The following is a 26,431-nucleotide window of genomic DNA, read 5'->3' as shown; positions in this document are numbered from 1 at the left end:
CGGCGATGCGCGTTCTCCACCTCATCCGGCCGCCAACAGCGTCGAACGACCGGGCTTTCGGCCCGTGTCCCGGTGTGATTTTCGGGCAGCTGGCATAAAAAAGCCGGCGGGCGGACCCGCCGGAATTGGCTCGGTCTCCAATCCGAGCAGGTGCAGTGACAAGCACCTTTCGATAAGACGTTCAAGGACCGCTTTTTGTTCCGCAGGGGACTGCCGGGAAAGCTCACATGTGCGTGACGGTCCAACAGCCATTTCGCGGGCCGCATTGCCGGCGGCCCGCAGCGGGGGACCCGATACGGCTTCAGAGAATGAAGTCGGACTTGAACAGCGTCAGCGACAGGTCCAGCTTGATCGCGAAGTCCGCCTTGGCATCGCCGTTGACGTCGCCATAGACGAACGTGTCGCCGCCGTCCTTTTCAAAGCGCAGTTCGCCTGCCTTCTTGTGGAATTTCTCCTTGCCGATGAACTTGAACGCCTGGTCCCCGCTGGACTTCGTGTTCGCGTCGATCGCTTTGAGGTCGATCGTGTCGTCCTGCTTGCGGGAAAAATCGTAGATCGTGTCGCGGCCTGAACCCGAGACGGTGCTGTCCTTGATCGACTTGAAGACGAAGGTGTCGGCGCCCGATCCGCCGTAGAGCTTGTCGGCGCCCTTGCCGCCGATCAGGGTATCGGCGCCCGATTTGCCCTTGAGCGTGTCGTTTCCGCTGCCGCCGCTCAGGGTGTTCTTGCCGGAATTGCCGGTGATGGCGTTGGCGAGGCCGTTGCCGGTGCCGTTGAGGTTTGCCGATCCGGTCAGGATCAGCTTTTCGACATTGTCGGTCAGCTTGTAGCTGATGGAGGCCTTGACGAAATCGGTACCCTCGCCGGCCTTCTCGATCACCTTATCGCCCTTGTTGTCGACGATGTAGGTATCGTTGCCCTTGCCGCCATACATGCGGTCCGCGCCCTTGCCGCCGTCGAGCACGTCCGCTCCGCTTTCCCCGTAGAGGCGGTCCTTGCCGCTATCGCCATAGAGGAAGTCGTCGCCGCCGCGGCCGTACAGAATGTCGGCGCCCTTGTTGCCGAATAGCCAGTCCTGGCCCTTGGTGCCGGTCAGTTTATATCCGCCGTCGTCGGGGTCGGAGAAGTGGCGGCTGGCAGCCCCCATGAACTCGCCGAGGCTGTCGACCTTGCTCATCGTGACGAGCTTCCCGGTCTTGGGATCGACCGAGTAGAAGGTGTTGTTGGCGAAGCCGTAGAGCGTGGAGCCGCTCTGCTCCAGGCCGTACATCCTGTCGACGGAGATCGAGACCGTGCTCAACGCCTTTCCGGTTTCCGGATCGAGGCTCAGGATCTTCTTGTTCGACGTGGTCAGGTACAACTTGCCGTCATAGAAGGCGAGGTCCCCTGACGATGCCATGCTCGAGGAATAGTTGCCGATCAGCGCCGTGCTGCCGCTCTTGAGGTCCACACTGTAGAGCCCGCCATCGGTGCTCGAGGCGATGTAGGCTTTGCCGTCCGCACCGATTTCGAATGCGTTCGCGCTGTAGATGCCAAGGCGGTGAACTTCGAGCGTCGCTCCGGTCTTGGGGTCAAGGCGATAGAGGGTGTCGAACGAAATTGCGTAGAGTTTTCCGTCCGGTGCGAAAGCCACGTCGGTCATCGTCGCGCCGGTGTTTCCCACCTCGCGCGCCTTGAGTGTCTGGGTGTTGATTGCGATCAGCTTGCTGGCTGACGTTACGACGTAGACTTCGGCTGCCATGGTCATTCCCTTCTCCTGGCCATCGTCGCAGGCCGAAGCAGGGCCCGCACGGTGCGGGACTGTAGGCACGCAACCGACCATCTGCAACCCTTAAGGGTGCGTGATTGCAGGCCGACAAGTGATGTGCCCGTGTTGACCGATACGCGCAGGAATTTCGGCCGGATGGTCGATGCAGATGATGGGAGAAAGAGCCTGAAAATGGTGCCCGGAGGCGGATTTGAACCACCGACACGCGGATTTTCAATCCGCTGCTCTACCAACTGAGCTATCCGGGCATCCGGCTGGGTTTCATTGCAAAACCCGTGGGGCGTTTGGTTTCGCCCCGGAAGCGAGCGGGGTTATAGCATCTTGCTCGATCGTGTCCAGCCCCTATGAAAGATTTTCGACGTGAAAAAGCGCGGGATCTCAAGTATAGGAAAAGGTTCGGCTTTTCTGATCGTCACAGGCGGCTGTGCAGTTGTTGGCGACAGGATGCAGCCCGCTTCCGGCCGCCTGCGCCGGGACCGGACGCCGCTGGATGGCGGTGGCGGCAGGAGGGACAGGCCGGCTCGCGGATGCGCGCAGACAGGCCGTGCAGCGTCAATCGTTCTCGCCTGCCTTCGCCTCGTCGTCGCTGACGGGGATGGCGTAGGAGCCCGAGAGCCACCGGTTCAGGTCGAGGCTGCGGCAGCGCTCCGAGCAGAACGGATAGTGCTCGCGCACCGACTGGCGGCCGCATTCGGGGCAGGGGCGCGCCTTGCGCAGGGGGGCGACCTTTGCCGTCGGCTTGTCCGTACCGTTGCTCACAGCCTCAGCCCTCGGACCAGCGGCGGTGGACGTCGTATCCTTCGCCGGAGAGCAGGGAGGTCGTCTCCTGCAGCGGCAGGCCGACCACGTTCGTATAGGAGCCCACCAGCTTGACGACGAAGCCGCCGGCGATCCCCTGGATCGCATAGCCGCCGGCCTTGCCGCGCCACTGGCCGGAGGCGAGATAGCTCTCGATGTCGAGGCCGGACAGCCGCTTGAAACGGACCTTGGTATCGACGATGCGCTGGCGCACCTTCCTGTCCGGGGTGATCAGGCAGATGCCGGTGAAGACCCGGTGGCTGCGGCCGGAAAGCAGATGCAGGGCGCTTGCGGCCTCGTCGACCATGTCGCATTTCGGCACGATGCGTCGCCCGACCGCGACCACGGTGTCGGCGGCGAGGATGTAGCTGCCCGCGGCGGCCGGATCGCCCTTGATCGCGGCAAGGGCGGCCTCCGCCTTGCCGGTGCAAAGCCGCCGTGCCAGCGAACGCGGATGCTCCGATTTCTTCGGCGTCTCGTCGATGTCCATCGGCATCAGCCGGTCGGGCTCGATGCCCACCTGCGCCAGAAGCTCGACGCGGCGCGGCGAGCCGGATGCCAGGATGAGCTTGTGGGCGAATTCCATGGAACCTCGAGGGAGCCGTGCGCGCCCGGTGGAGCGCCGGAAGGACAGGCTTATTTGAAGCGGTAGGTGATGCGACCCTTGGTCAGGTCGTAGGGCGTCATCTCGACGAGCACCTTGTCGCCGGCGAGCACGCGGATGCGGTTCTTGCGCATGCGGCCGGCCGTGTGCGCGATGATCTCGTGCTCGTTCTCGAGCTTGACGCGGAAGGTGGCGTTCGGCAGCAGTTCCGTAACGACACCCGGGAATTCAAGGACTTCTTCTTTTGCCATATTGCGGTGGTGATCCTTCGTTGGCGGGAGGCAGGATGCCGCCGGCCGAAATTTTGCCGGAAACTACACAATAGAGGGTGTTTTGTGAACACCAATGATCCGGCTTTCTTCACATGCCCGTACGAGCGCCCGGGTTTATTCAAGAAGAAACGGATATGCCGGGGCCGAGCCGCCGCTCGATCAGCGTCGCCAGGTGGTTGCGGACCTCGCGATAGGCCGAAAGGATCTGCTCGCGCGTGCCCGCGGCGACGGTCGGATCGGGGGTCGGCCAGTAGACCACTTCGACCGCGCTCGACCGGGTCAGTTCGAGGGCTGCGTGGTGCGCTTCCGGGGCGAGCGTCACGATCAGGTCGAAATAGTCGTCCTCCAGCTCCTCCAGCGACCGCGGCAGGTGGCGCTCGATTGACAGCCCCACCTCCTCCAGCACCGCCTGGACGAAGGGATCGCGCTCTCCGGGGCGGATGCCGGCGGAGGCCACGTAGGTGCCGGCCGGCAGCACGCTTCGCGCGATCGCCTCGGCCATGGGCGAGCGCACCGCATTCATCCGGCACATGAATAGCACCGAGCCGGGGCTTCGCGTCGTGGTCTGCCCCATGTCGGTCGCCAGCGCGCTCATGCTGTTCACCCGCGCCAGTAGAGCACGCAGACCAGCGTGAAGAGCCGCCGCGCGGTGTCGAAATCGAGCCTGATCTTGCCGGAGAGCCGGTCCATCAGCGTCTGCGAACCGTCATTGTGGATGCCGCGCCGGCCCATGTCGATCGCCTCGATCTGGCTGGGCGTCGCCGAGCGGATCGCCTGGTAGTAGCTTTCGCAGATCAGGAAATAGTCTTTCACGATCCGCCGGAAGGGCGTCAGCGACAGGATGTGGGTGGCGACCGCGCCGCCGTCCTCGGTGCTGATGGCGAAGATCAGCTTCGAATCCATCAGCGACAGGTTGAGCCGGTAGGGGCCGCCAGTGTGGCCGACCGGCTCGAAGGAGTTCTCCTCGATCAGGTCGAAGATCGCCACCGCCCGCTCATGCTCGACGTCCGGCGTGGCGCGGCCGATCGTCTCGTCCAGCACCACGTCGCACAGGCGGAAGGCGGGCATCCTCGTCATCCCTCCATCATCCTCCGGCGTTGAGGCGGATGGAAACGGAGCGCGCATGCGCGCCGAGCCCCTCGGCCTCGGCAAGCGTGACCGCCGCAGGACCGAGCTTGTGCAGCTGTTCGGGGCCGAGCCGCAGGATCGAGGTGCGCTTCATGTAGTCGAGCACCGAAAGGCCGGAGGAGAAGCGGGCCGAGCGGGCGGTCGGCAGCACGTGGTTGGAACCGCCGACATAGTCGCCGATCACCTCCGGGGTATGGCGGCCGACGAAGATCGCCCCGGCATTGCGGATCTTCGGCAGCAAGGCGTCGGGATCGGAGGTAGCGATTTCCAGGTGTTCGGCAGCGATGCGGTTGGCGAGCGGCACGGAATCTTCGAGGTCCGGCACCAGGATGATCGCGCCGAAGTCGCGCCAGCTGGCCGCCGCCGTCTCCGCGCGCTCCAGCGTCTTCAACTGGCGGGCTACCGCCGCCTCGACGGCGTCGGCGAGTTCGGTGCTATCGGTGATCAGGATCGCCTGCGCGCCGCGGTCGTGCTCGGCCTGGGCCAGAAGATCGGCGGCCAGCCAGTCCGGGTCGTTCCCTTCGTCGGCGATCACCAGCACTTCGGAAGGTCCCGCGATCATATCGATGCCCACCGTCCCGAACACCTGGCGCTTGGCGGCCGCGACGAAGGCGTTGCCGGGGCCGGTGATCTTGGCGACGGGCGCGATCGTCCCGGTGCCGTAGGCGAGCGCGGCGACGGCCTGCGCGCCGCCGATGCGGTAGATCTCGTCGACGCCGGCGATCCTGGCCGCCGCCAGCACCGCCGGGTTGATCGCGCCGTCCTTGGCCGGCACCACCATGACGATGCGCGGCACGCCGGCGACCTTGGCCGGAACGGCGTTCATCAGTACCGAGCTCGGATAGCTGGCGGTGCCGCCCGGCACATAGAGCCCGACCGCGTCGATCGCCGTCCAGCGCGATCCGAGCCCCACGCCGATGTCGTCCTCGTAGAGGTCGTCCTTCGGCAACTGGCGGGCGTGGTGCTTCTCGATGCGCCGGGCGGCCAGCTCGAGCGCGGCGACGACCTCCGCCGGCGTATCCCGATAGGCTGCCTCGATCTCGTCCGCGCCGACGCGCATCGGCACAGTGCCGAAATCCAGCCCGTCGAAGCGCAGCGTATAGGCGGCAAGCGCCCGGTCGCCGTTCTCGCGCACCTCGTCGATGATGGCGCGGACCGTGGCGTTCACGTCTTCCGACACCTCGCGCTTGGTAGTGAGGAAGGCGGCGAACCGCGTTTCGAAGTCGCCGTCGCGAAAATCAAGCCTGATCGCCACTGTTCAATCGTCCTGTCGTGCGGCGGTAAGGTCCCGCCCTGCCTGGATGGTGCGGGTGCAGGAAACCCGGCGACCCGTCGATGCGTCCCGTCGCGCGGCATTGCGGGCCGGCGGACGATGGCCTCACTGCTCTAGCTTGCCGGATGCTGCGGTTTCAAGCTCGTTTCCCATGCACCGCCGACATCGGCGAGCTGGCTTTCGATGCATTCGACGTCGAGCGCGAACTGGGCGTCGCCCGACATGACCAGCTCCACAGTGCCGTCCGGCCCTTCGCCCGCAGGCGAGAAGCGGATCGCCAGCAAGGAGAGGACCGCCTCGCGGTCGCTCCGGTCGATGCCGATCGCGCGCACCGCGCGCACGCGCTTGAAGGCGATCATGGCGCGCCGGCGCTCGAAGGCCTTGCCGCGCGCGCCTGCCGTCTCCCAGACGAAGCGGTTGACGGCGAGCGAGAACACGCCGTGGCGGGCATCCCAGCTGACGTCGCCGGTCTTGAAGACGGCGTCCTGCAGATGCGCGGAAACGACCGAGAGATCGTCTCCGTCGAGGGCCAGCAGCCTCAGATTGTCCATGATGCTCCTTTTCGGCAGCCTTGCGGCCGCGCCTGATTGCCGACATCGCGCGCCGCGCCGGTTGGCTGGCCGCCCATTTGCGTTCAGTTCAGGAAATAGGACGGGAAACGGGCGAGCGCAACTGCGCGCGAGGTGCAGCCGGCAGCGATCCTGCCGGGCAGCCCGGGAAGGCGAGGGGTCTGTCGCAGATCTGGGCCCATGCGATGGCGCAATCATCCAATGCCCGGCACATTCATCGCCGGGCATGGTCCAGCCGGTCCGTCAGTCGCTGACGCGTTCCACCGAGGCGCCGCAGCGGTTCAGCTTCTCTTCCAGCCGCTCGAAGCCGCGGTCGAGATGGTAGACGCGCGAGACCATCGTTTCGCCTTCGGCGGCAAGGCCGGCGATGACGAGCGAGACGGAGGCGCGCAGGTCGGTCGCCATGACCGGTGCGCCGCGCAACCGCTCGACGCCCTCGATCTTGGCCGTCTGACCGGAGAGCGAGATCTTCGCGCCGAGCCGGGCGAGTTCCTGCACGTGCATGAAGCGGTTTTCGAAGATCGTCTCGGTGATGTGGGAAACGCCGGAGGAGCGCGTCATCAGCCCCATGAACTGCGCCTGCAGGTCGGTCGGGAAGCCGGGATAGGGATCGGTGACGATATCGACCGGCTTGATGCCGGCGCCGTTGCGGACGACGCGGATCCCGCTATCGGTCGTCGTGATCTCGGCGCCGGCGCGGCGGATGGCTTCCAGCGCGGTGTCGAGCAGGTGCGTTTCGGTGCCCTCGAGCACTACGTCGCCACCGGTCATGGCGACCGCCATGGCATAGGTACCGGTCTCGATCCGGTCGGGCAGCACGCGGTGGCGCGCGCCGGAAAGCGAGGCGACGCCCTCGATGGTGATCGTTGCCGTTCCGGCGCCGGTGATCTTCGCGCCCATGGCGTTCAGGCACTTGGCGAGATCCTGCACTTCCGGCTCGCGCGCCGCATTGCCGATGACGGTCGTGCCGCGGGCGAGCGTCGCGGCCATCATCATGACGTGCGTGGCGCCGACGGAAACCTTGGGGAAGGTGTAGCGGGCGCCGATCAGGCCGCCCTCGGGCGCCTTCGCGTCGATGTAACCGCCGTCGATCTCGATCTGCGCGCCGAGTGCCGTCAGCCCCTCGATGAAGAGGTCGACCGGGCGCGTGCCGATCGCGCAGCCGCCCGGCAGCGACACGCGCGCCTTGCCCTCGCGTGCGAGCAGCGGGCCGATGACCCAGAAGCTCGCCCGCATCTTCGAGACCAGCTCGTAGGGTGCTGTCGTGTCGACGATGTTGCGCGAGGTGAAGTGGATCGTGCGGGAATATCCCTCGCTCTGGCGTTCGCGGCGGCCGTTGACGGAGATGTCGGCGCCATGGTTGCCGAGGATGCGGACGAGCTGCTCGACGTCGGCCAGATGCGGCACGTTTTCCAGCGTCAGCGTATCGTCGGTCAGAAGCGAGGCGATCATCAGCGGCAGCGCCGCGTTCTTGGCGCCGGAGATGGGAATGACGCCCTTGAGCGCGTTGCCGCCTACAATCCTGATACGATCCATGTGTGCCTACGGGCCTGCGCCCGCCTTTCTCAATCTACCGGCTCCCGGAGGAAGGCGCCTCCATAGAGCATCGCGGCATAAAAATGAAGCCTCCCGCAGGAGACCGCCCCGGCGGGAATGCCGGAAACTGTGTATTGACCGTCCGGAAGAGGGAGATAAGTCACCGGGACGCCGGATCCCGCCGTCGCCGACGCTTGCGGTCGGCGCAGGCCAGCGTGCCGATAGCCGATCGTTTCGGCCGCGCATCTGGTTGTCCCCTCGCGCCGGAAACGGCGTTTCCGCACTCTATGACTGTGATTCGTCCGATTTTGCGGCAGGCAGCCCCTCGGTCTCGTCGGCTGCGCCCGCACGCCGCGCCCGCGCCTGCTGCTTGCGGCGGGACAGGTTGTCGCGCAACGTCTTCGCCAGGCGCGCCTTGCGCTCTTCGGCACGGGCGCGCACCGCGTCGCTCTCCGGCATCTGCGACTTCGCCGGAGGCCTGCCGCGTTCATTCGCGCCGCCGCCCGTCTTTCCGTCCTTCTCCATACCCCACCGATAGCGCGAAACGCGCCTTCGCAAAAGTGCCGCGGGCTTTTGCCGAATTTGTTGTCCCCATGATGCGTTTGCGGCTTGCATAGGGGGTAAGACTATGGCAATAGGCGCCTCGCTCGACGCGAACGCAGGCAATCTGCTTCGCCGGATGCTGCTATAGCTCAGGGGTAGAGCACTCCCTTGGTAAGGGAGAGGCCGAGAGTTCAAATCTCTCTAGCAGCACCATCATTCCCCCCCCCCCTTGGAATAGAAAAGCCACGCGAACCGGCTTGCGCCGAAGCGTGCGGCTCCAGCCGTCGCGCAATCTCTGCGGACGTTGCCGAGGCGACCCTTGCCGGTCGCCTGGCCCGCGGCTTTGGAAGCTGGCCCATCGCGGTGACGCCGCCTTGGCCCGCCTTTCCGCCCGCTCGGCGTCGGCTCGCGGGCAACCGTGGCGCCGGCCTGCCCGGGCCGGCCTGAGACGCCACGACGACAGCTGAACATTGGCGATTGTGACAAGGTGGGCCGAGTATCCCGCAGTTCCGGCCCTTTCTGCTGCGGCGCAGCGACGATTGTCCCTTGATATGTTGAGTGATTCGCGTATCACTAAACAGATTGCTCAACATGGCAGAGTGAGGGCCGTGCCGGGCATGTTCATGCAGGGAGTTTTCCGAAGGGTGGCGTGGGGCTTCCTTTCGAATCTGGGAGGATTTCATGAAAACGATGTGCAGACCCCTTCTCGGGGTAACGATGGCGCTTGGCCTTTCGACGGCCTTGCCGACGCTCGCGCAGGCCGACGAACTGACGCTCTGCTGGGCCGCCTGGGACCCGGCCAACGCGTTGGTCGAGCTTTCCAAGGACTTCACCGCGCAGAGCGGCACGCAGATGAAGTTCGAGTTCGTGCCTTGGCCGAATTTCGCCGATCGCATCCTCAACGAGCTGAATTCCGGCGGCAAGCTCTGCGATCTCCTGATCGGCGACAGCCAGTGGATCGGCGGCTCGGCGGAGAACGGCTACTACGTCAAGCTGAATGACTTCTTCGACAAGGAAGGCATCAAGATGAGCGACTTCGCCGAAGCCGCCGTCAATGCCTATTCGACCTGGCCGAAGGGCACGCCGAACTACTGGGCGCTGCCGGCCATGGGCGATGCCAACGCCTGGTTCTACCGCAAGGACTGGTTCAGCAAGCCGGAGATCCAGGCCGAATTCAAGGCCGCCACGGGGCGCGACCTCGCACCGCCGACCACCTGGGACGAACTGCTGGAGACGGCCAAGTTCTTCAACGGCAAGGAGATCGACGGCAAGAAGGTCTATGGCGCGGCGATCTTCACCGAGCGTGCCTCGGAAGGCATCACCATGGGTGCGACGCAGGCGCTCTACCCCTATGGCTTCAAATACGAGAACACCACCGGCAAGTATGACATGGACGGTGCCGTGAACTCCGAGGGCGCCGTCAAGGGGCTGGAGGCCTACAAGGAGCTCTACAAGTGCTGCACGCCGCCGGGCTATACCGACGCCTACATGGGCGAGACGCTGGACGCGTTCAAATCCGGCCAGGCGGCGATGGCGATGAACTGGTTCGCCTTCTTCCCCGGTCTCGCCAAGGATGAGAACGTCGGCGGCGACCGGATCGGCTTCTTCGTCAACCCGAAGGAGGCGACGGCCGCCTCGACGCTCGGCGGCCAGGGCATCTCGGTCGTGGCGAATACCGACAACATGGACGGCGCGCTCGCCTACATCAAATGGTTCGCCCAGCCCGAGGTGCAGAAGAAGTGGTGGCAGCTCGGCGGCTATGCCGTGCACAACGACGTGCTGAACGACCCCTCCTTCAAGGATAGCCAGCCTTTCGCGGCCGACTTCCTCGTGGCCATGAACCAGGTGCAGGACTTCTGGCAGGAGCCGTCCTACGCCATCCTGCTGCAGGCCGCGCAGAAGCGGTTCCACGACTATGTGGTGGCCGACCAGGGCACCGCCAAGGAGGCGCTCGACGGGTTGGTCAAGGACTGGACCGAGATCTTCGAGGACGAAGGGAAACTCTGATTTCCTCCCGGCGGGTCGTCCGGCGCCTGTCCGGGCGGCCCGCCGCAAGCACGTTCCTCCAAGCCTCAAGGTAATGTCCGTGATCAATTCCGATACGACCATACTGGAAAAGGAGCCGGAACGGGCCGCGACCTCGAGGCCTGCTTCGCTCGCCCGGCGCATCGGTGGCCTTTCCGACCGCGCCATCGCCTGGCTCTTCATCACGCCGACGATCGCGCTGCTTCTCGCCATCAACATCTTCCCGCTGATCTGGGCGGTGCGGCTCTCCTTCACCAACTACCGCGCGAACCGGCCGAATGCGGTGGTGGAAAGCGTCGGGTTGCAGAACTACCAGCGCGTGCTGACGGACAGCGACATCTGGATCGCCATGCAGACGACGGCGCATTTCGTCTTCTGGACGATCGTGCTGCAGACGCTGATCGGCTTTTCGCTCGCCTACCTGATCGACCGCAAGTTCCGCGGCCATGCCTTCTGGACGACCGTCATCCTGATCCCGATGATGCTGTCGCCGGCAGTGGTCGGCAATTTCTGGCGGTTCCTCTACCAGCCGCAGATCGGCCTCTTCAACTATATCGTCTCCTACATCACCGGCGTGCCGCCGTCCTCTTTCGAGATGCTGGGTTCGGTTTCTCTGGCGCCCTGGTCGATCATCGTCGTCGATACCTGGATGTGGACGCCCTATGTGATGCTGATCTGCCTCGCAGGACTTCGCTCCATTCCCGACTATATCTACGAGGCGGCCGAGGTGGATCGTGCCTCGGCCTGGCGACAGTTCTGGTCGATCACCATCCCGATGGCGCTGCCCTTCATCATGCTGGCCGTACTCTTCCGCGGCATCGAGAACTTCAAGATGTTCGACATGGTGATGCTGCTGACAGGCGGCGGACCGGGATCGACCACCGAGGTCGCCTCGATCACGCTCAAGCGCGAGGCGTTCGAGAGCTGGCGGACGGGGCGGGCGTCGGCCTTCGCCATCATCCTCTTCGTCGCCGTCTTCGGGCTCGCCAACATCTACGTCAAGGCCTTGAACAGGGTGAAGCAGAGATGAGCAACGCCACCTCCGCCCATTCCGTCGTCGAGCCGAGTGCCACGACAAAGCGCATCGCCGGCATCATCGTCGTGCTCTATGCGATCGTCACCATGGTGCCGCTCGCCTGGATCTTCATGACCAGCTTCAAGTCGCCGCCGGATTCGATCAGCTATCCGCCGAAGCTCGTCTTTACGCCGACGCTGGAAGGCTATTGCAACCTCTTCACCACCCGCACCCGGCAGACGCCGGAATATATCCAGTCGCTCGGGCCGCCGCAGTCGACCTGCGACGAGATCACCCGCAGCCGCAACATGGTGATCGCCGGCCCCTCCAACTACTGGCCGCGCTTCACCAACTCCATGGTGATCGCCTTCGGCTCGACCTTCCTGGCCGTCTTCCTCGGCACGCTCGCGGCCTACGGCTTCTCGCGCTTCCGCGTGCCGCTCGCCGATGACCTGCTGTTCTTCATCCTGTCGACGCGGATGATGCCGCCGATCGCCGTCGCGATCCCGATCTATCTGATGTACCGCGAGCTCGGCCTGTCCGACACGGCACTCGGCATGATCCTGCTCTATACGGCGGTCAACGTCTCGCTCGCCGTCTGGCTCTTGAAGGGCTTCATCGACGAGATCCCGCGCGAATACGAGGAGGCGGCTATGATCGACGGCTACACCCGCCTGCAGGCCTTCCGCAAGGTCGTTCTGCCGCAGGCGACGACGGGGATCGCGGCGACCGCCATCTTCTGCCTGATCTTCGCCTGGAACGAGTATGCCTTCGCGGTGCTCTTGACCTCGGGCTCGGCCCAGACCGCGCCACCCTTCATCCCGACGATCATCGGCGAGGGCGGCATGGACTGGCCGGCGGTCGCGGCGGGAACGACGATCTTCCTCGTGCCGATCCTCGTCTTCACCATCCTGCTGCGCAAACAGCTGCTGCGCGGCATCACCTTCGGAGCGGTGCGCAAATGACAGTCGAGACCTCGCCCCTGCCCAAGAAGAAGCGCCCGTTCTTTCTCCGTCGCGGGCCGATGGAGAACATCGCCACCGCCCTGATCGCGCTGGGATTCCTGATGCTGTTCCAGCCGTTCGCGCTGGTGCTCTACACCTGGTCGCTGGTGACGCTGCTCGCCGGCACCGTCATGTTCATCGTCGTCTCGAAGTTTCCGGAGTAGCCATGGCGGAGATCAGGGTTGAAAACCTGCGCAAGCAGTTCGGCGATTTCGCCGCGGTGGAGGATTCCACCTTCACCGTGAACGACGGCGAGTTCCTGGCGCTGCTCGGGCCGTCCGGTTGCGGCAAGACGACGACGCTGCGCATGATCGCAGGACTCGAGCTGCCGACCAGCGGCCGGATCCTGCTCGGTGGCGAAGACGTCACCTTCAACCGGGCGAGCGCCCGCGACATCGCCTTCGTCTTCCAGCTCTTTGCGCTCTATCCGCACATGAACGTCCGCAGGAACATCGGCTTTCCGCTCCTGTCGCAGGGCGTGCCGAAGGCGGAGATCAAGACGCGCGTGGAGGAGACGGCAAGGCTCCTGCAGATCGGCCATATCCTCGATCGTTCCGTTTCGGGTCTCGCCGGCGGCGACCGCCAGCGCGTGGCGCTCGGCCGCGCCATCGTGCGCCGGCCGAAATGCTTCCTGATGGACGAACCGCTGGGAACGCTGGACGCGGAATTCCGCGAGGTGATGGTTCACGAACTGCGCGAGCTGCACAACCGCATCCACGCCACCACCGTCTACGTCACCCACGACCAGCACGAGGCGATGGCCATGGCCGACAAGATCGCAGTGATGAACCACGGCGTGATCGAGCAGTACGGCACGCCGCAGGAGATCTATGCCCGCCCGGCCTCGATGTATGTGGCCGATTTCATCGGTTCGCCGCCGATGAATTTCCTGCGCTTCCACTCGGGCCTCGAAACCGGCGCGACCAGCGTCACCGTCGGCGAGGTCGCAGTCCGCGTGCCGCAGGTGCATGCAGTGCGCGAGCCCGGCGAACTGGCGCTCGGCGTCCGCCCCGAGCATGTCCGCTTCAGCGACGCCGCGCCCATGCGCGGTTCCGTCTATGGCAGTGAATATCTCGGCACCAACCAGATCGTCTCGGTCGAGACGGCCCAGGGCATGATCAAGGCGCGCGTGCCGGCGGAGCAGAGCTTTGCGATCGGCGAGAACGTCGGGCTCGAACTCGACCATGACCGGCTGTCGCTGTTCGATTGCGCATCCGGCAAGGCCGTTCCCTCGTCCCTCACTGCGGAGGCCCGTCATGGCTGAAGTCACGCTTGCCGGCATCAGCAAGGCTTTCGGCGAAACGCAGGCCGTCAGCAATGTCAGCCTGACCGTCCGCGACGGGGAGTTCGTCGTCCTGCTCGGTCCCACAGGCTCCGGCAAGACCACTACGCTGCGTCTGATCGCGGGCCTGGAGAAACCCGATTCCGGCCGCGTGGCCATTGCCGGCCGTGACGTCGCCGGCGAGGCGCCGGCAAGCCGCGACGTCGCTTTCGTCTTCCAGCAGTATTCGCTCTACCCGCACCTGACCGTCTACGAGAACCTCGCCTTTCCGCTCCGCTCGCCGGCGCGTCGCCTGCCGGCGGGCGAGATCGACGCCCGCGTGCGCGAGGTGGCGAAGATGGTGCGTATCGACCACAAGCTGGAAAACCGGTCTACCCGCCTTTCCGGTGGCGAGATGCAGCGCGTGGCGATCGGCCGGGCGCTGGTGCGCAAGCCCGCGATCTACCTGATGGACGAGCCGCTCTCCTCCCTCGATGCCAAGCTGCGCGCCGAACTGCGGCTGGAGCTGAAGCGCATCCAGAACGAGATCGGCTCGACGCTGCTCTACGTCACCCACGACCAGGTCGAGGCAATGACGATGGCCGACCGGATCGGCATCCTGGCGGAGGGAAGGCTGGCGCAGATCGGCACGCCCCGCGAGATCTACAGCAATCCCGCCAATCTCCACGTCGCCGCCCGGCTCGGCCAGCCGCACATCAACCTGATCCCGGAGGGGCTGCTTCCCGGCGGCAGCGCGCCCAGGGGCACGAAGACGATCGGCGCCCGCACCGAGCATCTGGAGATCGTCCGCTCCGGCCAGGGCAATGCCGAGATCGACTGGATCGAACACCTGGGCGACCAGAACCACCTGCACATCAAGGTCGGCCAGCACAAGCTGGTGACGCTTGCCGATCCCTATCTCGCCATCGGCCGGGGCGACCGGATCGACTTGAAGCTGCGCAACCCGCTCTATTTCGATGCCGGAGGGCAGAGATTGACGTGACGGCGTGGGCACGGCGCGGCCCGCGAACGAATTCGAACTTTCACCGCGCCCCTCGTTCGGGCCGGGCAGGAAACGACAGGACAGGATGGTCAGGATGAAGCATTTCTTCAACCGCAGGGAAGACATCGTCACCGAGGCGCTCGACGGCCTGCTTCTCTCGACCCCGCAGGGTCAACTGGCGCGGCTCGATACCTATCCGGCGATCAAGGTGATCGTGCGCGCCGATTGGGACAAGTCGAAGGTCGCCGTCATCTCCGGCGGCGGCGCCGGCCACGAACCCTCCCATGCCGGCTTCGTCGGCAAGGGCATGCTGACGGCAGCCGTCTCCGGCGAGATCTTCGCCTCGCCAAGCGTCGACGCGGTGCTGACCGCGATCCGCTCGGTGACGGGCGCGCCGGGCTGCCTGCTGGTGGTGAAGAACTATACCGGCGACCGGCTGAATTTCGGCCTGGCGGCCGAGAAGGCCCGCGCCGAGGGCTACAAGGTGGAGATGGCGATCGTCGCTGACGACATCGCCCTTCCCGACCTTCCCCAGCCGCGTGGCGTCGCCGGCACCCTCTTCGTCCACAAGATCGCCGGCCATCTCGCCGAAGCCGGGCAAGACCTCGAGGCGGTCGCGGCGGCGGCGCGCGCGGCGGCGGCCGACATCGTCTCGCTCGGCATGTCGCTGTCGACCTGCTCCATTCCCGGGCAGGCGCACGAGGACCGGTTGGGCCCCGGCGAGGGCGAACTCGGCCTCGGCATCCATGGCGAGCCCGGCGCGGAGCGCATCGCCCTGCAGGAGGCGGCCGAGATCGTGGCGACCATGGCCGAGCGGCTTTCGGTGACGCTGAAACCCGGCGGCGACCATGCGCTCCTGATCAACAATCTCGGCTCCGTGCCGCCGCTGGAGATGGGGCTGATCGCTCGGGCCGTCCTGACGTTGCCGCTCGCTGAACGGATCAGGCTCGTCATCGGCCCGGCGCCCTTGATGACGGCGCTGAACATGAACGGCTTCTCGCTGTCGCTGTTGCGGCTCGACGGGGAGAGGGCGGCAGCCCTGGCTTCCGGTGTCGCCCCGCGCGCCTGGATCGCTCCCGTCGAACGCCATCCGCTCTCCGTCGTTCCCGCGCCGCAGGCGGCCGCCGCCCGGGGCGAGGGAACGGCAGGCGCGGCGCGGACGACGGCCGATCCGGCTGCCGTCGGCGCCCTGCTCGACGCCATCTGCAATCGTCTCGTGGCGATGGAGGACGAGTTGAACCGGCTCGACGCGCGCACCGGCGACGGCGACACCGGCTCGACGGTCGCCACCGGAGCCAGAAGCGTGCTGGCGCTGAAGCCGAAGCTCCCGCTGACAGACGCCGCAGCGACGATGGCGGCAATCGGCGAGGCGCTCGGGACCAGCATGGGCGGCTCCAGCGGCGTTCTGTTGTCGATCTTCTTCACCGCCGCGGCACAGAACCACGGCGCCGGCGGCGATCTTCCCGCAGCGCTCGCAGCCGGCCTCGAGCGGATGACCTTCTATGGAGGCGCGGCCCCCGGCGACCGGACCATGGTTGACGCGCTCGCACCGGCACTTTCGGCGCTGGAGAAGGAGGGGATCGCCGCCGCCGCGAAGGCGGCGCGCGCCGGTGCGGTCGCGACCGGCGCCATGACGCGGGCCAAGGCCGGCCGTTCGTCCTATCTCGGCGCGCGCGATCTCGAAGGCGTTCCCGATCCAGGCGCCGAGGCCGTTGCGGCAGTCTTCGAGACCGCTGTCGCGGCGATGGGTTGAACGGGAGAGCGGGGAGCGGGAACGTGGAAGCCGGCCAATCCTTCCTTCCGGGCCTGATCGAGGCATGTAGCGCGGCCATCGCGCACAATGCCGATCATCTCTGCCTGCTGGACCAGGAGATCGGCGACGGCGACCACGGCACCAACATGCGGCGGGGCTGCGAGGCGGTGTTCGAAGAGCGGCACATGCTGGCGGGCCTGCCGCTGCCGCAGGCGCTGGAACGGATCGGCATGACGCTGGTGATGTCGGTCGGCGGCGCATCCGGCCCGCTCTATGGAACCCTGCTGATGGAACTCGGAAGGGGGCTGGCGGGTGAGGAGCCCGGCGTGGAGCAGGGCTTTTCGTCCGCGCTGTCGCGGGCTGTCGATGCCGTCGCCCGGCGTGGCCGGTCGGGCGCAGGCGAAAAAACCTTGCTGGACGTGCTTTACCCGGTGCAGTCGGAAGTGCGAATGCAGTCCACGCTCGGCAACATCGCAATCGAGGCGCAGGCCGCGGCCGAACGCACCGTTGCGATGAAGGCCGGGCGCGGGCGGGCGTCCTTTCTCGGCGACCGTTCGATCGGGCATATGGATCCGGGCGCCTGCAGTTGCGCCCTGCTGACGGACGCGATCTGTCGCTATCTTGGGGAGACGGAAGGAGCATGAAGGCCAATGGCGCAAATGTCGGGATCGTCATCGTGTCGCATTCGCCCCTGATTGCCCGCGGCACTGCCGACATGGTCCGCCAGATGGTCGGCGACAGCGTGCCGCTCTCCTGGTGCGGCGGCAACGCCGAGGGTGGCCTCGGCACCAGCGCCAGCGACATCCTGGCCGCGATCGCCGCCGCCTGGTCGGAGGCGGGCGTGGCGGTCTTCGTGGACCTCGGCGGGGCGGAGACCAACAGCGAGATGGCGATCGAAATGCTCGAACCTGCGCGTGCGCGCCGCGTCGCCATCTGCAATGCCCCGGTCGTCGAAGGCGCCGTGATCGCTGCTGCCGAGGCATCCGGCGGCGCGACCTTGTCGAAGGTGGTGGCAACGGCGGAGGAGCTTTCCCCGTGAACGATCAGCGTCCCATGGCCGACCGGCCGCACGATGCGGCCTCAGCCATCGCCTTTGCGACGGTCGAGGTCACGCACGACATTGGCCTGCACGCCCGGCCGTCGGTAGTCTTCACCCGGCTCGCCAAGTCCTTCCCCTGCGCGATCGGCGTCGAGGTGAACGGCGACGGCGTCTGGCTGAACGGCAAGAGCATCGTCAAGATCATGGGCGCACGCATCAGAAAGGGCTTCGTTCTCTCGATCCGCGCCGAAGGTGCGGCAGCGCCGGAAGCCGTCGCCGCGCTTCGCACCCTGGTCGAGCGGAACTTCGACGAAGAGAAGAGCCATGCCCGAAGCGCTTAGGCTGAAAGGGCAGGGAGCCTCTCCGGGAATGGCCCGCGGACCGGCCTATGTGATGGCGCCGGAGGATGGCCGCGCCCGGGGTGTCCGCGCGAACGGCAGCGATGCCGCCCGGCTCGCCGAAGCGGTCGATCGCGCTGTCGAGGATCTGCGGGAGCTTGCCGGGCGTTCGGATCTGGAAAGCGCTGCGATCCTGGAATTCCAGATCGAGATGCTGCGCGATCCGGCCCTGCTCGAGCCAAGCCTGGAGCGGATACAGCGCGGAGCCGAGGCGGGCGCCGCCTGGGCGGCCACCATGGACGCCTATGTCGCCTCCTTCGAGGACGCCGAAGACGAGCATATCCGCGCCCGCGGCGCAGACATGCGCGATATCCGCCAGCAGGTGCTCCGGGCGTTGCATGGCGAGCGTCCGCCGGATTTCCCGCAAGGCTCGATTCTCGTCGGCCGCGACATCGCCCCCAGCCTGTTTCTGTCGCACGACTGGTCGCGGGGCGGCGGCATTGCGCTTTTCGGGGGCAGCGTCGCGAGCCATGTGGCCACACTCGCCCGCAGCCGCGGCGTGCCGATGGTGGTCGCCATGTCCGGTGCCGAAATCGAAACGGGGATGGAACTCGTGGTCGACGGCGACGACGGCGTGGTCGCGGGCGGTCGCGCGGCTTGTGCGTCGGCGCATGTCGTCGACCGGGCTTCAAGCCTGCCGATGCCCGACGGCCGACCGGCCGACGAAATCCCCCTGCATACGGCCGACGGCATCAGGCTGACCCTGCAGGCCAACATCGATCATCCTTCGGAACTCCGCCATCTTTCGCCTTCCGGCATCGACGGAATCGGGTTGTTCAGGACCGAATATCTGATGGGCACGCCGGCCGATCTGGCCGACGAAGAGCGGCAGGCCGAAATCTACGCCGAAACGCTCGCCTGGGCGGGCGACCGGCCGGTGACGATCCGCCTCCTCGACTTCGGCGCCGACAAGCCGCCGCCCGGCGAGGCGATCGATCCCTCCTCCTTCCTCGGCCTGCGCGGCATCCGGTTGCTGCTGGCACGCCCCGGCATGCTGCGCACCCAGGTGCGCGCCCTCCTGCGTGCGGCCCCCGCCGGGCGGCTGCGGGTGCTGCTGCCGATGGTGACGGCGCCGTCGGAGGTCGAGCAGACGCATGCCGTCTTTGCCGAGGAGGCGGCGCGGCTTTCCGCCCGTGACGTGGCGCACGCCATGCCGCCGCTCGGCCTCATGGTCGAGGTCCCCGCCGCAGCCGTGATGCCGGAGACCTTCAAGGCCGAGTTCTTCTCCTTCGGCACCAACGATCTCGCCCAGTACCTGTCCGCCAGCGCCCGCGACAACGCGGCCGTGTCGCCGCTCTATCCGGCCGCGCGCGCAGCCGTGCTGCGGTTTCTGGAGATGACGGTGCCGCTGGTCGCGGCAACCGGCAGGCCCGTCGGCATCTGCGGCGACCTCGCAGGCGATCCCGCAGCCCTTCCCGCACTGCTGTCCTGCGGTTTTCGGGACTTTTCCATGGCGCCGAGGCGAATGACGCTTGCGCGCGCGGCCCTTTCGCGCTTGAACGCCGACGGCAGCGAGGCAAGAGGCTGAAATGGCACGCGAGGCAGGCGAAGAGGCGACGGTCGCCTACAAGACGATCCTTGCGGATATCATCGACAACCGGCCGTCGGGGACGCGACAGCGCCTCGCCACGGCACTCGGCAAGCACCGCAGCTTCGTCACCCAGATCACCAGTCCGACCTATGCGACCCCGCTGCCGTCGCGCCACCTCGCGACGATCTTCCGCGTGTGTCACATGAGCGCGATGGAGCAGGAACGCTTCCTGAACGCCTACGAGAAGGCCCATCCCGGCAAGCTGCCGGACCTGGCCCCGACCGACGGCCAGCGGGGGCTGACCTTGAACGTTCCCGATTTCGGCGACGAGCAGAAGAACCGCCAGTTCGACGAGGCCGTCTCGGAGTTCGTGGCAAAGCTCTCTGCACTGCTCTGACGCACGGCGTCGCAAGGCCGGGCAAGACGAACGAAGCGGAACGCACTTGAGGGATGTTCCCGGCATGAACTAGGATCGTGCCGGGCGGAGGAGGAGCATGAAGAAATTCATGAACAGGGCGGATCGGATCGTCGCCGACAGCCTCGAAGGCTTCGTTCGGGCGCACGAGGGGTCCGTCGTGTTCGGAACCGGTGGCCGCAATATCCGCCGCCGGGAACTGCGGCCGGGAAAGGTCGCGATCATCTCCGGCGGGGGAGCCGGGCACGAGCCGATGCATATCGGCTTCGTCGGTCCCGGCATGCTCGACGCCGCCTGCGTCGGCCACATCTTCACCTCGGCCACGCCGGACCAGATTCATGCAGCGATTGTCGAGTGCGACACCGGCGCCGGCGTTCTGCTGGTCGTCAAGAACTACGACGGCGACGTCATGAATTTCGAGATGGCCGCGGAGATGGCGGTCGCGTCGGGCCACAGGGTCGAGACGGTGATCGTCAATGACGATATCGCCACCCATGCGGCTCCGCGCAGTTCCGGCCGGCGCGGCGTCGCCGGCACGCTGGTGGTGGAGAAAATCGTTGGTGCCGCGGCCGAGGCCGGCATGGTGCTCGCCGGGCTCAAGGCCCTGGGCGAACGGACGGTCGCGGCCACCCGCAGCATGGGCGTCGCCATCCACGGCGCCACCGTGCCTGCCTCCGGCCGCGCCGCCTTCACGCTGTCGCCGGAGGAAATGGAGGTCGGCGTCGGCATTCACGGCGAGCCCGGGCGCACGCGTGCGGCCTTCGAGCCGGCCGACAGGATCGCGGACCTGCTGTGCGCGGAGGTCCTCGCCGATCTGGCAGCGCCAGCCGACGCGCCGGTGCTGCTCTTCGTCAACGGCTTCGGCGGTACGCCGGCCTCAGAACTCTATCTGATGTACGGCCTTGCGCGGGCGCGGATGGAACAGGGCGGGCTCCGTGTCGCCCGCTCGCTCGTCGGCACTTATGTGACCTCGCTCGACATGGCCGGGCTCTCGATCACCGTCTCGCTGCTCGACGAGCAGCGCCTGCTCCTCTGGGATGCCCAGGTCTCCACGGTGGCGCTGCGCTGGGGCGCCTGAGCGCAGGGCATTTCCCGATCGTGCAAGGACGGCGGTCGATTTCCGGCCGCCGTCCGCTGGTATCTGCAAGGCGGCGCTGCCGCGTTTCAGGCCCGTTTGATCACCTTGATCAGCAACAGCAGAATGATCGCCCCGATCGTGGCGTGGATGATCGCCCAGAGGATGCCACCGCCGACGCCTATCCCGAGCCGGGGCAGAAGGAAGCCGGCGATGAAGGCGCCGACGATGCCGATGACGATGTTGCCGAGCAGGCCGAATCCGTAACCGGATACGATCAGGCCCGCGAGCCATCCCGCAATTGCGCCGACGATAAGAAAGATAATGATGCTCTCAATACCCATGTGCACGCCTCCCGAGCGCGGGTTGGAAACACCTGCGAGCATCGATTGAAGGCGAAGAGATTACAAGACCTTATCTTCGCCCCTGCGCGGATTGCGCGCACTGTTCCCCAGCCGGCGTGTCTTGCGGCCGGGCGGGGGGCGTGCGATGAGTGCGACGGACCCGGGAGCGCAACCGCCGGCACCATCCCGATCCTCGAATTTTTGGCCGGCGGGCAGAGCAGTGCAGCGAGGTGGGAGAGATGACCAAGACGGATATTGCCCGTCGCGTATACGACAATGCCTGGAAGCTCGACCCGATCGTGCGCAGCCTGCTGGATACGGACTTCTACAAGCTCCTGATGCTGCAGATGATCTGGAAGCTCTATCCGGACGTCGATGCCACCTTCTCGCTGATCAACCGCACGAAGACCGTGCGCCTCGCCGACGAGATCGACGAGCAGGAACTGCGCGACCAGCTGGATTTCGCCCGCACGCTGCGCTTCACCAAGAAGGAGATGATCTGGCTGGCCGGCAACAGTTTCTACGGCCGCAAGCAGATCTTCTCGCCCGAGTTCCTCGCCTGGCTGGCCGAGTTCCAGCTGCCGGAATATCACCTGGCGCGCAAGGAAGGTCAGTATGAGCTGACCTTCGAGGGGCGCTGGTCGCAAACCACGATGTGGGAAATTCCGGCACTTGCCATCGTCAACGAACTGCGCTCGCGCACCGCGATGAAGGACATGGGGCCGTTTGCGCTCGATGTGCTCTATGCCCGCGCCAAGGCGAAGATGTGGTCGAAGGTGGAGCAACTGCGCCAGCACCCGGAACTGCGCATCTCCGATTTCGGCACCCGCCGCAGGCATTCCTTCCTGTGGCAGCGCTGGTGCGTGGAGGCGCTGAAGGAGGGGATCGGCCATTCGTTTTCAGGCACCAGCAACGTGCTGCTCGCCATGGACACGGATCTCGAGGCGCTCGGCACCAATGCCCATGAACTGCCGATGGTGGCGGCGGCGCTGGCGCGAAATGACGCCGAACTGGCCGACGCGCCCTACAAGGTGCTGCAGGACTGGAACCAGCTCTATGGTGGCAACCTGCTGATCGTGCTTCCCGATGCCTTCGGCACCGCGGCGTTCCTGAAAAACGCGCCGGACTGGGTTGCCGACTGGACCGGCTTCCGCCCCGACAGCGCGCCGCCGATCGAGGGCGGCGAGAAGATCCTCGCCTGGTGGAAGAAGATGGGACGCGACCCGCGCGAGAAGCTCCTGATCTTCTCCGACGGTCTCGACGTCGACACCATCATCAGGACCTACGAGCATTTCAAGGGCCGGGTGCGCATGAGCTTCGGCTGGGGTACCAACCTCACCAACGACTTCGTCGGCTGCGCACCGCAGCCGTTCCGCGGGCTGGACCCGATCTCGGTGGTCTGCAAGGTCACTGACGCCGGCGGCCGCCCGGCCGTGAAACTCTCCGACAACCCCCGCAAGGCGACCGGCGATCCGGCGGAGGTCGAACGCTACCTGAAGTTCTTCGGGACGGAGGACTTTGTCGAACAGGCGGTGAAGGTATAGGGCTCCTACCTCCCCTTGAGGGGGAGGTTGCCGCGCAGCGGCGGGTGGGGGTGTCCTCCCGCCGATCATCCTATAATGCGTACCCGCGACTGCAGCGGATCACACGATCCCGCCGCCGCCTCCGGCCACCGCCGGACGCTCGGCCGCGACCTTTGCCCGGTACCCCGCGGCACGGTAGCAGCTGACCGGGTCGATCGCGCCGCCACTCTCCTGCCGCGCCATCGCCAGGATCGGCTCGACGTCGGTGCGGAAGGCGGCCTTGAGCGTCTCGGACGCCATCAGCGCGTCATTCTCCTCCTGGTAGCCCGACAGCGCCGCCCGGTCGACGATCAGCCCCTGCGCATAGGCGCGGCAGACTTCCGTCGCGCTGCGCATCAGGCTCTCGATCGGATCGGTGACGTTGTGGCTCTGGTCGAGCATATGCGCCGGCGCGAAGCCTTCCGCCTTGCGCTCCTCGGCATTCACCAGTTCGTTGAAGACGAGGAACAGCCGGTAGGGGTCGATCGAGCCGGTATCGAGGTCGTCGTCGCCATATTTGGAATCGTTGAAGTGGAAACCGCCGAGCTTGCCGAACTGGATCAACCGGGCGACGATCATCTCGATGTTGACGTTCGGTGCATGATGGCCGAGGTCGACGAGGCAATAGGCCTTGTCGCCCAGTTCCTTGGCGATCAGGTAGTTGGTGCCCCAGTCCTGCACGACCGTGGAATAGAAGGCCGGCTCGTACATCTTGTGCTCGGAGAAGATGCGCCAGTCGTCCGGCAGATGCTTGTAGATCGCCTTCATCGCCTCGAGATAGCGCTCGAAGCTCCGCGTGAAATCGGCCTGGCCGGGGAAGTTCGTGCCGTCGCCGATCCATACCGTCAGCGCTTTTGAGCCGAGCTTGCGGCCGATCTCGATGCACTCGATGTTATGCTCGATAGCCTGCCGTCGCGTCGCCGCGTCCGCGTGCGAGAGCGAGCCGTACTTGTAGGAATGCTCCTGCTGCGGCGCGTCGGAGAAGGTGTTGGAGTTCATCGCGTCGAATCCGAGACCCAGAGCGGCGCCCATTTCCTTCAGCGCCGAAAGATCGGAGACCTTGTCCCAGGGGATGTGCAGCGAAACGGTCGGGGTGGCGCGTGTCAACTCGTGGATGACGGCGCAGTCCTCGAGCTTGTCGAAGATGTTGCGCGGCTCGCCCTGGCCGGGAAAGCGGGCAAAGCGCGTGCCGCCGGTGCCCACACCCCAGGAGGGAACGGCGACGGCGTAGTTCGCGACCTTGCGCTTGACGGCGTCGACGTCGATGCCGCGCCGCGCCAGCTGCTCGCCGAGATGGGCGTAGTCGCTGGCAAGTGCTGACGCCTGTTTCGCGTTCTCGACCGCGATCAGGTCCTTTGAAATGATGCTCATGCTTCGTCCTCCCAGACCGGGCCGTTTGCTTATCGCGTGAACGACTGGGCGTTGCCGGCGTCCACGTTGATGATGTTGCCGGTCGACTTGGCCGACATGTCGGAGGCGAGGAAGTAGATCGCCTCGGCAATGTCCTCCGGGAAGACGCTGCGCTTCAGCATGGAGCGCTCGCGGTAGTGCGCCTCCAGGTCGTCGGTCTTGTAGGTCGCCGCCCGCTGTTCCTTCCATTCGCCGGTCCAGATCTTCGAGCCGCGCAGCACCGCATCCGGATTGACGACGTTGACGCGGATCTGCTCGGATGCGCCCTCAAGCGCCAGGCAGCGGGCGAGATGGATCTCGGCCGCCTTGGCGGTGCAGTAGGCGGCAGCACCCGGAGACGCGGCAAGGCCGTTCTTGGAGGCGACAAAGACGACGTTGCCGCCGGCCTTCTGCCGGCGGAAGATCCGGAACGCCTCGCGCGAGACGAGGAAATAGCCGGTCGCGAGAATGTCGATGTTCTTGTTCCAGAGCGAAAGCGTGGTCTCCTCGATCGGCGCGGAGGAGGCGAGCCCGGCATTGGAAACGAGGATGTCGAGGCCGCCGAAATCGACGAGCGTGTCGGCGAAGCTCTTTTCCACGAGCGCCTCGTCGGTGACGTTCATGGCGACCGAGCGGACGAAGTCCTTGCCGTAGCGGGCGGCGAGCTCCGACTGGGCGCTGGCCAGCGCCTCCGCATCGATATCGGCGAGCACGACGCAGGCGCCCTCGGCCATCAGCCGGTTGGCGGTCGCCTTGCCGATCCCGCCGGCGCCGCCGGTGACGAGCGCGATGCGCCCGGCGAGGCTCTTGGGCTTCGGCATGCGCTGCAGCTTCGCTTCCTCCAGCAGCCAGTACTCGATGTCGAAGGCTTCCTGCTCCGGCAGCCCGACATAGGTGGAAACGCCCGCGGCACCGCGCATGACGTTGATGGCGTTGACGTAGAACTCGGCCGAGATGCGGGCGGTCGCCTTGTCCTTGGCAAAGGTGATCATGCCGACGCCGGGAACGAGGTAGACGACGGCGTTCGGATCGCGCATCGCCGGGCTGTTGTCGTGCTTGCAGCGCTCGTAGTAGGCGGCATAGTCGGCCCGGTAGGCTGCGACGGCATCGGCAAGGCCCGCAAGCGTGGCGTCCACATCGGGATTTGCCGGATCGAAATCGACCACCAGCGGGCGGATCTTGGTGCGCAGGAAATGGTCCGGGCAACTGGTGCCGAGCGCTGCGAGCGGCGCCAGGTTCTTCGAGGTCACGAAGTCGAGAACGGCTTCGCTGTCGTCGAAATGGCCGACCTTGCTCTCGTCCGCACCGATCAGGCCGCGGATGACTGGCATCAGCGTCTGCGCGACCGCACGGCGCTCATCGGCGGCGAGCACAGGCTTGACGGCGCCGCCGAAGGCTGGGGCCGTATTGTTCGCCTCGAACCAGGCGATCGCCTTGTTGATGATCTCGATCGTCGTCTCGTAGCATTCCTTCGCCGTGTCCGCCCAGGTGAACAGGCCGTGGCTCTCCAGAACGACGCCGCGCGCGTCAGGGTTTTCCTTGCAGAATTTTTCCAGCCACAGGCCGAGTTCGTAACCGGGGCGCTTCCACGGCAGCCAGCCGATATCGTCACCGAAGATCTGCTGCGTCAACTCGCGGCTGTTCTTCGAGGCGGCGATGGCGATGATCGCGTCGGGATGCATGTGGTCGACATGGACGCGCGGCACGTAGGCATGCAGCGGCGTGTCGATGGAGGCGGCGCGCGGATTGAGGTTGAAGGTGCAGTGGGGGAGGTAGCCCACCATCTCGTCCTCATGCTCGAGCCCCCGGTAGAGGCCCTTCAGCGCCTGCAGCTTTTCCATATAGAGGGTGGCGAAGCCGTCCATCCTGATCGTGCCGACGTCGCCGCCCGATCCCTTCACCCAGAGCACCTCGACCGTGCCGCCGCCGAGCGGATCGTTCTCCTTCACCTTGGCAGAGGTGTTGCCGCCGCCGTAATTGGTGATGCGCTTGTCCGAGCCGAGAAGGTTCGAGCGATAGAGCAGGCGTTCCGGCTCGCTCATCGCGGCCGCCTTCGCCTCGTCCCAGAGATTGGCAAGGCGCGCGCCTTGTTGCCCATTCACCTGTTTGTCCAGCATCGGCATTTC

The 26,431-nt window shown here is 66.0% G+C and carries 27 protein-coding genes and 2 tRNA genes; 15 read left to right on the top strand and 14 right to left on the bottom strand.

Annotated features, from left to right (window positions below):
* Nucleotides 1–301: 301 nt before the first annotated feature.
* The 11 genes from OCK02_RS13375 to OCK02_RS13325 all read right to left on the bottom strand — a co-directional run bounded on the left by OCK02_RS13375 (nt 302) and on the right by OCK02_RS13325 (nt 8,473).
* The gene (locus tag OCK02_RS13375) at nt 302–1,747 is read right to left on the bottom strand and encodes a DUF6923 family protein (RefSeq protein ID WP_263813476.1); all 1,446 of its coding nucleotides are present in this window, start codon (nt 1,745–1,747) and stop codon (nt 302–304) included.
* 193 nt (nt 1,748–1,940) lie between these two features.
* A tRNA-Phe gene (locus OCK02_RS13370) sits at nt 1,941–2,016 on the bottom strand.
* 304 nt (nt 2,017–2,320) lie between these two features.
* On the bottom strand, nt 2,321–2,527 hold the full coding sequence (gene yacG / locus OCK02_RS13365; protein WP_263813475.1) for a DNA gyrase inhibitor YacG: 207 nt from the start codon (nt 2,525–2,527) through the stop codon (nt 2,321–2,323).
* 4 nt (nt 2,528–2,531) lie between these two features.
* On the bottom strand, nt 2,532–3,152 hold the full coding sequence (locus OCK02_RS13360; protein WP_230807288.1) for a Maf-like protein: 621 nt from the start codon (nt 3,150–3,152) through the stop codon (nt 2,532–2,534).
* A gap of 50 nt (nt 3,153–3,202) precedes the next feature.
* Nucleotides 3,203–3,421, bottom strand: a complete 219-nt coding sequence (infA, locus tag OCK02_RS13355) for a translation initiation factor IF-1 (RefSeq protein ID WP_004435948.1) — start codon at nt 3,419–3,421, stop codon at nt 3,203–3,205.
* 139 nt (nt 3,422–3,560) lie between these two features.
* Nucleotides 3,561–4,037 (bottom strand): low molecular weight phosphatase family protein, encoded by a 477-nt coding sequence (locus OCK02_RS13350; RefSeq protein ID WP_230807287.1) that lies wholly within the window; start codon nt 4,035–4,037, stop codon nt 3,561–3,563.
* Between the two features lie 5 nt (nt 4,038–4,042).
* Entirely contained in the window at nt 4,043–4,510 is a 468-nt protein-coding gene (locus tag OCK02_RS13345; protein ID WP_230807470.1) for a UPF0262 family protein, read from the bottom strand.
* A gap of 16 nt (nt 4,511–4,526) precedes the next feature.
* Nucleotides 4,527–5,825 carry a histidinol dehydrogenase gene (gene hisD / locus OCK02_RS13340; RefSeq protein WP_263813473.1) on the bottom strand — a complete coding sequence of 433 codons (1,299 nt, stop codon included), beginning with the start codon at nt 5,823–5,825 and terminating at the stop codon, nt 4,527–4,529.
* Nucleotides 5,826–5,956: 131 nt separating this feature from the next.
* Complete coding sequence (locus OCK02_RS13335; protein ID WP_230807285.1) at nt 5,957–6,394, bottom strand: DUF2948 family protein; 438 nt, start codon at nt 6,392–6,394, stop codon at nt 5,957–5,959.
* Nucleotides 6,395–6,655: 261 nt separating this feature from the next.
* Nucleotides 6,656–7,948 carry a UDP-N-acetylglucosamine 1-carboxyvinyltransferase gene (gene murA, locus OCK02_RS13330; RefSeq protein WP_263813472.1) on the bottom strand — a complete coding sequence of 431 codons (1,293 nt, stop codon included), beginning with the start codon at nt 7,946–7,948 and terminating at the stop codon, nt 6,656–6,658.
* A 285-nt stretch (nt 7,949–8,233) separates the two neighbouring features.
* Complete coding sequence (locus tag OCK02_RS13325) at nt 8,234–8,473, bottom strand: hypothetical protein (RefSeq protein WP_263813628.1); 240 nt, start codon at nt 8,471–8,473, stop codon at nt 8,234–8,236.
* A 156-nt stretch (nt 8,474–8,629) separates the two neighbouring features.
* On the opposite strand from OCK02_RS13325, the gene OCK02_RS13320 reads away from it, so the two are divergent.
* The 14 genes from OCK02_RS13320 to dhaK all read left to right on the top strand — a co-directional run bounded on the left by OCK02_RS13320 (nt 8,630) and on the right by dhaK (nt 21,013).
* Nucleotides 8,630–8,704 (top strand) — tRNA-Thr (locus tag OCK02_RS13320).
* 468 nt (nt 8,705–9,172) lie between these two features.
* Nucleotides 9,173–10,498: an ABC transporter substrate-binding protein gene (locus OCK02_RS13315; RefSeq protein ID WP_263813471.1), complete on the top strand. Its 1,326-nt coding sequence runs from the start codon at nt 9,173–9,175 to the stop codon at nt 10,496–10,498.
* A gap of 73 nt (nt 10,499–10,571) precedes the next feature.
* Nucleotides 10,572–11,546, top strand: a complete 975-nt coding sequence (locus OCK02_RS13310; RefSeq protein ID WP_412178826.1) for a carbohydrate ABC transporter permease — start codon at nt 10,572–10,574, stop codon at nt 11,544–11,546.
* Nucleotides 11,543–12,496: a carbohydrate ABC transporter permease gene (locus tag OCK02_RS13305; protein WP_176949121.1), complete on the top strand. Its 954-nt coding sequence runs from the start codon at nt 11,543–11,545 to the stop codon at nt 12,494–12,496. The genes OCK02_RS13310 and OCK02_RS13305 overlap by 4 nt, the downstream gene beginning before the upstream one ends.
* Nucleotides 12,493–12,699, top strand: coding sequence for a hypothetical protein (locus OCK02_RS13300; protein WP_263813469.1), 207 nt, complete (start codon nt 12,493–12,495; stop codon nt 12,697–12,699). The genes OCK02_RS13305 and OCK02_RS13300 overlap by 4 nt, the downstream gene beginning before the upstream one ends.
* 2 nt (nt 12,700–12,701) lie before the next feature.
* Complete coding sequence (locus tag OCK02_RS13295; protein WP_263813468.1) at nt 12,702–13,799, top strand: ABC transporter ATP-binding protein; 1,098 nt, start codon at nt 12,702–12,704, stop codon at nt 13,797–13,799.
* Nucleotides 13,792–14,799, top strand: a complete 1,008-nt coding sequence (locus tag OCK02_RS13290) for an ABC transporter ATP-binding protein (protein ID WP_263813467.1) — start codon at nt 13,792–13,794, stop codon at nt 14,797–14,799. The genes OCK02_RS13295 and OCK02_RS13290 overlap by 8 nt, the downstream gene beginning before the upstream one ends.
* A 94-nt stretch (nt 14,800–14,893) precedes the next feature.
* Nucleotides 14,894–16,552, top strand: coding sequence for a dihydroxyacetone kinase subunit DhaK (locus tag OCK02_RS13285; protein ID WP_263813466.1), 1,659 nt, complete (start codon nt 14,894–14,896; stop codon nt 16,550–16,552).
* 23 nt (nt 16,553–16,575) lie between these two features.
* Nucleotides 16,576–17,196: a dihydroxyacetone kinase subunit DhaL gene (gene dhaL / locus OCK02_RS13280; RefSeq protein WP_263813465.1), complete on the top strand. Its 621-nt coding sequence runs from the start codon at nt 16,576–16,578 to the stop codon at nt 17,194–17,196.
* Nucleotides 17,193–17,591: a dihydroxyacetone kinase phosphoryl donor subunit DhaM gene (gene dhaM / locus OCK02_RS13275; protein ID WP_230807275.1), complete on the top strand. Its 399-nt coding sequence runs from the start codon at nt 17,193–17,195 to the stop codon at nt 17,589–17,591. Before dhaL ends, dhaM begins: the two co-directional genes overlap by 4 nt.
* A gap of 14 nt (nt 17,592–17,605) precedes the next feature.
* Nucleotides 17,606–17,932, top strand: coding sequence for an HPr family phosphocarrier protein (locus tag OCK02_RS13270; protein ID WP_230807469.1), 327 nt, complete (start codon nt 17,606–17,608; stop codon nt 17,930–17,932).
* Nucleotides 17,916–19,517 (top strand): putative PEP-binding protein, encoded by a 1,602-nt coding sequence (locus OCK02_RS13265; RefSeq protein WP_263813464.1) that lies wholly within the window; start codon nt 17,916–17,918, stop codon nt 19,515–19,517. The genes OCK02_RS13270 and OCK02_RS13265 overlap by 17 nt, the downstream gene beginning before the upstream one ends.
* A gap of 1 nt (nt 19,518) precedes the next feature.
* On the top strand, nt 19,519–19,917 hold the full coding sequence (locus OCK02_RS13260) for a hypothetical protein (protein ID WP_263813463.1): 399 nt from the start codon (nt 19,519–19,521) through the stop codon (nt 19,915–19,917).
* Nucleotides 19,918–20,014: 97 nt separating this feature from the next.
* Nucleotides 20,015–21,013, top strand: a complete 999-nt coding sequence (gene dhaK, locus OCK02_RS13255; protein ID WP_263813461.1) for a dihydroxyacetone kinase subunit DhaK — start codon at nt 20,015–20,017, stop codon at nt 21,011–21,013.
* Between the two features lie 86 nt (nt 21,014–21,099).
* Here dhaK and OCK02_RS13250 read toward each other — a convergent pair whose 3' ends face one another.
* Nucleotides 21,100–21,354 (bottom strand): GlsB/YeaQ/YmgE family stress response membrane protein, encoded by a 255-nt coding sequence (locus OCK02_RS13250; protein ID WP_230807271.1) that lies wholly within the window; start codon nt 21,352–21,354, stop codon nt 21,100–21,102.
* A 239-nt stretch (nt 21,355–21,593) separates the two neighbouring features.
* On the opposite strand from OCK02_RS13250, the gene pncB reads away from it, so the two are divergent.
* On the top strand, nt 21,594–22,898 hold the full coding sequence (gene pncB, locus OCK02_RS13245; RefSeq protein WP_230807270.1) for a nicotinate phosphoribosyltransferase: 1,305 nt from the start codon (nt 21,594–21,596) through the stop codon (nt 22,896–22,898).
* A gap of 99 nt (nt 22,899–22,997) precedes the next feature.
* Here the strand turns inward: pncB and rhaI are convergent, their stop codons facing one another.
* Complete coding sequence (gene rhaI, locus OCK02_RS13240) at nt 22,998–24,287, bottom strand: L-rhamnose catabolism isomerase (RefSeq protein WP_263813460.1); 1,290 nt, start codon at nt 24,285–24,287, stop codon at nt 22,998–23,000.
* A 29-nt stretch (nt 24,288–24,316) separates the two neighbouring features.
* Complete coding sequence (locus OCK02_RS13235; protein ID WP_263813459.1) at nt 24,317–26,422, bottom strand: bifunctional rhamnulose-1-phosphate aldolase/short-chain dehydrogenase; 2,106 nt, start codon at nt 26,420–26,422, stop codon at nt 24,317–24,319.
* Between the last annotated feature and the right edge of the window lie 9 nt (nt 26,423–26,431).

Source organism: Rhizobium sp. TRM96647, assembly GCF_025780115.1.
Lineage (GTDB): Bacteria > Pseudomonadota > Alphaproteobacteria > Rhizobiales > Rhizobiaceae > Mycoplana.
The sequence above is the reverse complement of the archived record's forward strand: the minus strand, read 5'-3'. Positions and strand labels throughout refer to the sequence as shown.